The sequence below is a fragment of the Psychrobacter sp. Ps3 genome, from assembly GCF_022129275.1.
Lineage (GTDB): Bacteria > Pseudomonadota > Gammaproteobacteria > Pseudomonadales > Moraxellaceae > Psychrobacter > Psychrobacter submarinus.
Window position 1 is genome coordinate 24068 of record NZ_JADQAL010000022.1, and the last position, 6639, is coordinate 30706.

Here is a 6639-nt window from a genome sequence, read left to right on the forward strand (position 1 = left end):
AGGCTTTTAATTCGGTGGGTTTTTAGAGGTTTTAACAAACGGACGAAGCACAATTAACTAACAGAGCACAATAAATAAGGAGCACGTTATGAGCGAGGAAAATGCAGAAAACGGTAGTCATAATCAGCGTCTAGAGACACTAGCGATTCATGCCGGCTACAGCGTTGAGCAGACCACTAAGGCGGTTGCCGTACCGATTTATCATACAAGCTCCTATGCTTTTGATGATACTCAGCACGGCGCTGATCTGTTTGATCTAAAAGTGGCGGGCAACATTTATACTCGTATCATGAACCCGACCAATGCGGTATTAGAGGAACGAGTTGCCGCGCTCGAGGGCGGTATCGGTGCTCTAGCAGTCGCCTCTGGGATGGCAGCGATTACTTATGCCGTGCAGACCATCTGTGAGATGGGCGATAATATCGTTGCGGTATCAACCTTGTATGGCGGTACTTATAATTTCTTTGCCCATACGCTGCCGCGTCAAGGCATCGAAGTACGCTTCTTTGATCATAAAAATCCTGAGGCCATTCGCGATCTGATCGATGACAAAACCAAGATGGTATTTGCTGAGAGTATCGGTAATCCACTGGGCAATATTATCGATATCCAAGCGGTAAGTGACATCGCACACGAATATGGCGTGCCAGTAGTCATTGACAACACAGTGGCTACCCCTGCTATTTGCCGTCCATTCGAATACGGCGCTGATATCGTCATTCATTCACTCACCAAATATATGAGCGGTACAGGCACCTCTATTGGTGGTGCTATTGTCGATAGTGGACAGTTTAACTGGGGCGATCATCCTAAGCGTTTTCCACTATTAAATGAGCCAGATGCCAGCTACCATGGCGTAAATTTTGTCAAAGACGTGGGCGCGGCGGCCTTTATTGCTCGCGCTCGGGTGGCACCGCTGCGTAACACTGGTGCTGCGCTTAGTCCGCTCAACGCCTTTGGAATCCTGCAAGGCATTGAGACTTTAAGCCTACGTATGGAGCGCCATGTCGAGAATGCGCAAGCGGTCGCTGAGTACCTAAAGGGTCATGACAAAGTCGCTTGGATTAAATATGCAGGCCTTGCCGATCATCCTGATCATAAGCTCGCGCAAAAATACATGAAAGGCACGCCGTCAGCGATTTTGACTTTTGGTGTAAAGGGTGGCCGTGAAGCTGGCGCACGCTTTATCGATGCGCTGCAGCTGATTACGCGTTTGGTCAATATCGGCGATGCCAAGTCGCTGGCAAGCCATCCTGCGACGACCACGCATCGTCAGCTCAACGGCCAAGAGCTAGAGCAAGCGGGCGTCACTGAAGATATGGTGCGCTTGTCGATTGGTATTGAGCATATCGAAGATATCAAAGCGGATCTTGAGCAAGCTTTGGCTAAAGCTTAGCGCTTTATATAGCTCTCTTTATATCTTTGGTTAGATAAAATGATTCGCTAAAATAAAAATCCCATCTCGCAATAGAGATGGGATTTTTTTAATACTTATAGGTAATAATACTTAAGGTTAATAGCACTTAACGCAAAGAGTAATCAAAGCTATTTAAGCAGTGAGCACCCGCCGCGCTATATCTTTATAGACTTGTGACTCTAGGCGGGGACCGAACTGCTGAATCACTTGCGCTGAGACTTCACCGGCTAGACGCCCACACTCAGGCAAGGAGTAATGCTGCGATAACGCATACAAAAAAGTCCCCGAGTAATTGTCTCCGGCGCCATTGGTGTCGATGACATCGATAACCTTCGGTGTAGGGACTTTGTGGATATCGATACTATTCTGCTCATCAGATTTGTGCGCGATGATCGTATCATTAGCGCCATCAGTGACTACCGCAATTTGGCAGTAGCTCAGAAGTGCGCGAGCGGCGGCCTTGATTTGCTTTTTTTCGGTGAAGAGCTTGGCCTCTTCGCTATTACAAAATATCACCGCAACTTTATTACCCAGCATATTAAGTAGGCCTTCTTTGGCAAACTTCACTACCGCAGGGTCGGCGAAACTGACGGCTATTTTAGCGTTATGAATACCGGCCTGTTGGCGCAGCTTAGTCATAGCCAGCTGAATACCTTCTGACATGGCAAGATAGCCTTCTAAATAGAGCCAATCCGCCTTGGTTAGTGCCTCAAAGTTGACGTTTTCCTCGCTGATATCAGCAGAGGTACCAAGATAAGTCTGCATGGTACGCTCGCCATCATCGGTCACCGCTACCACGCAGGAGCCGGTGACGCCGCCTTTATGTATCGAGCGCTCTGAGGTGGCAACGCCGGCGTTATGTAAGTCCTCTAAGTAGAATTGTCCGGCTTCATCATCGCCGACGCGGCAGGCATAAAAAGGTTTGCCGCCAAGGCTTGCAAAGGCATACATAGCATTAGCCGCTGAGCCGCCGCCCGCTTGTTTTGACGGTTCGATATCAGCCAACTGAAAGTAAGCCAGCAATTGCTGCTGCTCTTCAAACGCCGCGAGCGTCATGTTGCCTTTGGTTAATTCCGTCTCTTCTAAGGCAGCATCGCTCAACACATATTCGTGATCGACCAATGCATTGCCTATTGCTATCACATCGTACATGGCTTACTTCTCCTAATTGAATGCTAGAGCGCTATTTTAAAACAAACGCATATAAATACAGACTGTTGTTATGGTAACGGACGCTAAGCTTGTAGCTCAAGTAAACGCTGATATAAGGCATTTTTTTTGACGCCAGTGATATCGGAGGCCAAGCTTGCCGATTTTTTTACGGACAAGTCTTTGAGTAGGCGCACTAATAGCGCATCATGGATACTCATGTCGTCGCTATCTTGAGCGCTAGCCTTACCTGCGACAACGACGACTATTTCACCGCGCTGCTGATTATCATCGGCTTTGACAAACTCAACCAAATCGCCAAGCGTCGTTTTATGCACTGTCTCAAAAGTTTTGGTCAGCTCACGGCAAAAAGTGACGGCGCGATCATGACCAAATACTGCGGCCATATCGCTCAAGCTTGCGACAATACGATGCGGCGCTTCATAAAATATTAAGGTTTCTGTCCGCGCTTTTAGTGCCTCTAGCTGCTTTTGACGGCCATGAGTTTTGGCATTTAAAAAGCCAATGAAGCTAAATCTATCGGAGGGCAGACCTGCGACCGAGAGCGCAGCGATAGCCGCAGAGGCGCCAACGATAGGGGAGACAGTAACGCCAGCATCATGAGCGGCCTGTACCAATTGATAGCCGGGGTCACTGACCAAAGGCGTACCGGCATCGCTGATTAGCGCGACACTGTGACCTTGCTCGATCATCTCAATGATTTTGGGCGTTTGAATCGCGCTATTATGTTCGTGATAGGCCCAAAGTTTATTATGGCCTTTTTTATGTGTGTCGCTTTGTACGAGTGCTTCTGTCTTATCATTCTTACGATTATCATCACTCTCATTGGCCTTGTCAGCTTTAGTGTCGATACCGAAATGTGACAACAGCTTACCTGAGGTGCGAGTGTCTTCGCAGGCGATGATATCGACTTGTTTTAAGATATCAATGGCATGCGCAGTCATGTCAGCAAGATTGCCTATAGGGGTGGCAACGATGTACAAACACGCTGGCATCTTTGTAAGGGTGGACATGAGAACCTCAAATCGTTATAGATCATTAGAATAAAAAGTTAAACTTATGGGCAAGTAGTGCCGCTTAGCAAAAGTAAAAACGGTAAAACCTAGCTAGTTTAGCATGTTGTGCTATGATAATTCTGAAATGTTGCGCAGACTAATCAAGGCTATGAGCGATAAAAAGCCCAATAAAAAACCAGAACATAAACCGCTATTATTGACCTCGCCCAAGCAGCGCCAAGGCAGTCATTATGAGCGGCAAGCGTGTGAGTTTCTGCAAGCAAAAGGGCTTATCTTGATTACTCAGAACTGGCAACAGCCCAAAGTAGGTGAGCTTGATTTAGTGATGCTAGAGACGGGTAAAGCTTGGTCGACTTTAGTGTTTATCGAAGTGCGTCAGCGCCGAGTATCTGACTTTGGTGATGCCGCGCTTAGCATAACAGCGGCTAAGCGTAATAGGATTGTTAAGACCGCCAAGTATTTTTTACAGCAACATCCCAACTATGCCAATTATGAGTGCCGTTTTGATGTCATTGCTTATAATACGAATACGACTGATAATTATAATAAGCCAAGAGGCGCGGCGTACAGTGCGAGGCCAGAATGGCTACAAGGGGCCTTTACAGCACAGGCTTGGTAGCCAAATACCTGTTTAGTAACGCCTAGCCATCAACATTTAGTCATCAGTGCTTGCGATGAAAAGTCTTTCATCAAGTACTATAATATAAGGGCTATAAGTTAAGTCGCTAACAGATATCGTTACCAAAAACCTAACTACTCACGGCGAAAATTAAGTAAAGTAGCTAGACTCTTAAAGGCTTATGCAAATCATAAAATCGTATCTATCACGCCTAACAATTACGCTTAACAATCATGCACCAAGAGGTCAATAATGATAAGGATGTCCCCGCTCACTGCTCTCTCAAACGCTCTAAGTCATCAAGTAAGTCGTCAAACGTGTGCCAAGATGATGATGACAAGCTTAGTGATGGCTAGCTTGGCGATAACCGGCTGTACGACTAACTATCTAACCAATAGTACTAATGGTACTTATGGCGTACCGGTCACTGAGCGTACTATTCCGCAGCGCCTGCTCGATCGTAGTATAGAGCACACGGCCAAAATTAATGTCTACGGTTTACAACAAGATTTGCAGCAAAACAGCCGGATGAGTATAGATAGCTTCAACAGTGAAGTGCTGCTGAGCGGGGAAGTTCCTACTGAGGCGCTCAAAACGCAAATAGAGCAAGTCGTCAAGTCGATGCCTGACGTGCGTAAAGTCTATAATGAGCTAAACGTCAGTGTCGCTCGCGGTTATAGCTCAACCGTGCAAGATGGCTATATCACCTCCAAGCTACTGGCGAAAGTCGCGGCGAGCGATGGGGTAAAATCCTCGCAGCTCAAAGCGGTCTCCAATAACGGCGTGGTGTATATCATGGGCCGTATGACGCCAACGCAGCAAAGTAACTTGATCGATATTGCTAATGATACAGCCGGTATCACAGAGCTTGTGCTATTTACGACCTTAGTCAATGATATAGGCGCGACTATCAGTGGTGAGGACATTATGACTGACCCGACTTTGACGAATAACGTAAATGTCACGATACCGCAAGCCACCGCAGTTATTAGGACTCCAGCGCCAGTCTCTACTAATAGCGCGATTATTGAGCCTACCCCTGATAATGCGCAGCCTATTAACGCTCCTGTAGAGACGCCGGCAGCGCCTAGATCCTCTAGTCCTTATATTGATCTGTATCAAGACCAGTAGCCGCTAGTATAATCTGAACATTGACGATATGTTCCTACCATTTGACTGGCAGCTTTAAAGTGTTGTTTTCACAAGAATGCTAACCATTATCACAGGATTTATCTGACATCATCACCTTTAACCCTTAAGCTGTTTACTGTCATTGAGATGATAATCTTTTAAAGCTCGCAGTTCAGTATTTTCAAAAGTGCAAGAATAAGAAAATCTATTTTCTCAACCTTAACGGATAAACCCAGAATAACAGGACAGTAGACCATGAAGCAGCCAGCCGATACGCCCCAATCAGCGAGTGACCCGTCTAAACCGTCACGTCAATTTAAGCTCGTCAAAATGGGAGTGACGGCCGCGACCTTGTTTGGCGGTGTGATGCTAGCTACTCAACAAGCACAAGCGCTATCCGCATTGGCGATAGTCAACGGTCTGACTGCGAGCGGCGGTGTTACGGTCAGTAAAGACATCTTATATGGTGATGAGTCAGCGCAGGACTTAGATGTTTACTACCCTAAGCCCTTAGCGCAAGCGATGAGGGCTCAGCAAGAGATTGCCCAGACTTATCCTATGGTCGTCTTTGTCCATGGCGGCTCGTGGGAAAGTGGTAGTAAAGAAGAATATGCCTTTGTCGGTCAAAGCTTAGCTCAGGCCGGTTATGTCACAGCAGTGATTAATTATCGCAAAGCGCCCAAGCACGTCTATCCTGATTTTGTAGAAGACACCGCGCAAGCTGTCGCGTGGAGTTATAACAATGCTGCCAGCTTGCATGCAGATCCACAGCGCTTAGCGGTGATCGGACACTCAGCTGGCGCGTTCAATGTAGTCGCGGCTATGTCCAACGAGGATTTTTTATCGCCTTACGGTGTGAGCCCAGACGATATCGCCGCTGTTATCGGTATCGCCGGACCTTATAGCTACGACTTTCGCAAGTATGGCGGCTCGAGCGCCTTTGCCAATGATGCCACCCCCGATGAGGTGATGCCTGATCGACAGCTTAAAGGTCCTCAGCCGCCTTATTTATTATTGACCGCCGAGAATGATGAAACCGTTCATGACACCAATACAGTGAAGATGACTCAGGCGCTAAAAGACTACGGCGCTGCGGTTGAAAACGGCGTGATCAAGGGTGCGAGTCACGCCACTAGTATTGGGGCGATGGCGCCACCACTGCGCTGGGTCAATGATGTGCGGGCGCAGGTGTTGGGCTACTTAGACAAACAGCTAAACTAAAAACCTGAATTAAAAACCTGAATTAAAAACCTGAATTAAAAACCTGAATTAAAAACCTGAATTAA

The 6639-nt window shown here is 47.1% G+C and carries 6 protein-coding genes; 4 read left to right on the top strand and 2 right to left on the bottom strand.

The window, feature by feature from the left end:
• The first annotated feature begins 88 nt into the window (after positions 1–88).
• Positions 89–1396 carry an aminotransferase class I/II-fold pyridoxal phosphate-dependent enzyme gene (locus I3248_RS08175; protein WP_025646326.1) on the top strand — a complete coding sequence of 436 codons (1308 nt, stop codon included), beginning with the start codon at positions 89–91 and terminating at the stop codon, positions 1394–1396.
• A gap of 153 nt (positions 1397–1549) precedes the next feature.
• On the opposite strand, the gene I3248_RS08180 is transcribed toward I3248_RS08175, so the two are convergent.
• Both I3248_RS08180 and rsmI read right to left on the bottom strand, forming a co-directional pair.
• A complete protein-coding gene (locus tag I3248_RS08180; protein WP_238063254.1) occupies positions 1550–2569 on the bottom strand; it encodes an adenosine kinase in 1020 nt (339 codons plus the stop codon).
• A gap of 83 nt (positions 2570–2652) precedes the next feature.
• Positions 2653–3600 (bottom strand): 16S rRNA (cytidine(1402)-2'-O)-methyltransferase, encoded by a 948-nt coding sequence (rsmI, locus tag I3248_RS08185; RefSeq protein WP_238063255.1) that lies wholly within the window; start codon positions 3598–3600, stop codon positions 2653–2655.
• A 103-nt stretch (positions 3601–3703) separates the two neighbouring features.
• Between rsmI and I3248_RS08190 the strand changes: the two genes are divergently transcribed.
• The 3 genes from I3248_RS08190 to I3248_RS08200 all read left to right on the top strand — a co-directional run bounded on the left by I3248_RS08190 (position 3704) and on the right by I3248_RS08200 (position 6574).
• On the top strand, positions 3704–4222 hold the full coding sequence (locus tag I3248_RS08190; protein ID WP_238063256.1) for a YraN family protein: 519 nt from the start codon (positions 3704–3706) through the stop codon (positions 4220–4222).
• 261 nt (positions 4223–4483) lie between these two features.
• Complete coding sequence (locus I3248_RS08195) at positions 4484–5353, top strand: BON domain-containing protein (RefSeq protein WP_238063257.1); 870 nt, start codon at positions 4484–4486, stop codon at positions 5351–5353.
• 255 nt (positions 5354–5608) lie between these two features.
• Positions 5609–6574 carry an alpha/beta hydrolase gene (locus I3248_RS08200; protein ID WP_238063258.1) on the top strand — a complete coding sequence of 322 codons (966 nt, stop codon included), beginning with the start codon at positions 5609–5611 and terminating at the stop codon, positions 6572–6574.
• Positions 6575–6639 lie beyond the last annotated feature (65 nt).

Excerpts from the sequence above, each read along its gene's own strand:
- I3248_RS08175 (WP_025646326.1), top strand. The coding sequence starts at position 89 with ATGAGCGAGGAAAATGCAGAAAACGGTAGTCATAATCAGCGTCTAGAG.
- I3248_RS08180 (WP_238063254.1), bottom strand. The coding sequence starts at position 2,569 with ATGTACGATGTGATAGCAATAGGCAATGCATTGGTCGATCACGAATAT.
- rsmI (WP_238063255.1), bottom strand. The coding sequence starts at position 3,600 with ATGTCCACCCTTACAAAGATGCCAGCGTGTTTGTACATCGTTGCCACC.
- I3248_RS08190 (WP_238063256.1), top strand. The coding sequence starts at position 3,704 with ATGTTGTGCTATGATAATTCTGAAATGTTGCGCAGACTAATCAAGGCT.
- I3248_RS08195 (WP_238063257.1), top strand. The coding sequence starts at position 4,484 with ATGTCCCCGCTCACTGCTCTCTCAAACGCTCTAAGTCATCAAGTAAGT.
- I3248_RS08200 (WP_238063258.1), top strand. The coding sequence starts at position 5,609 with ATGAAGCAGCCAGCCGATACGCCCCAATCAGCGAGTGACCCGTCTAAA.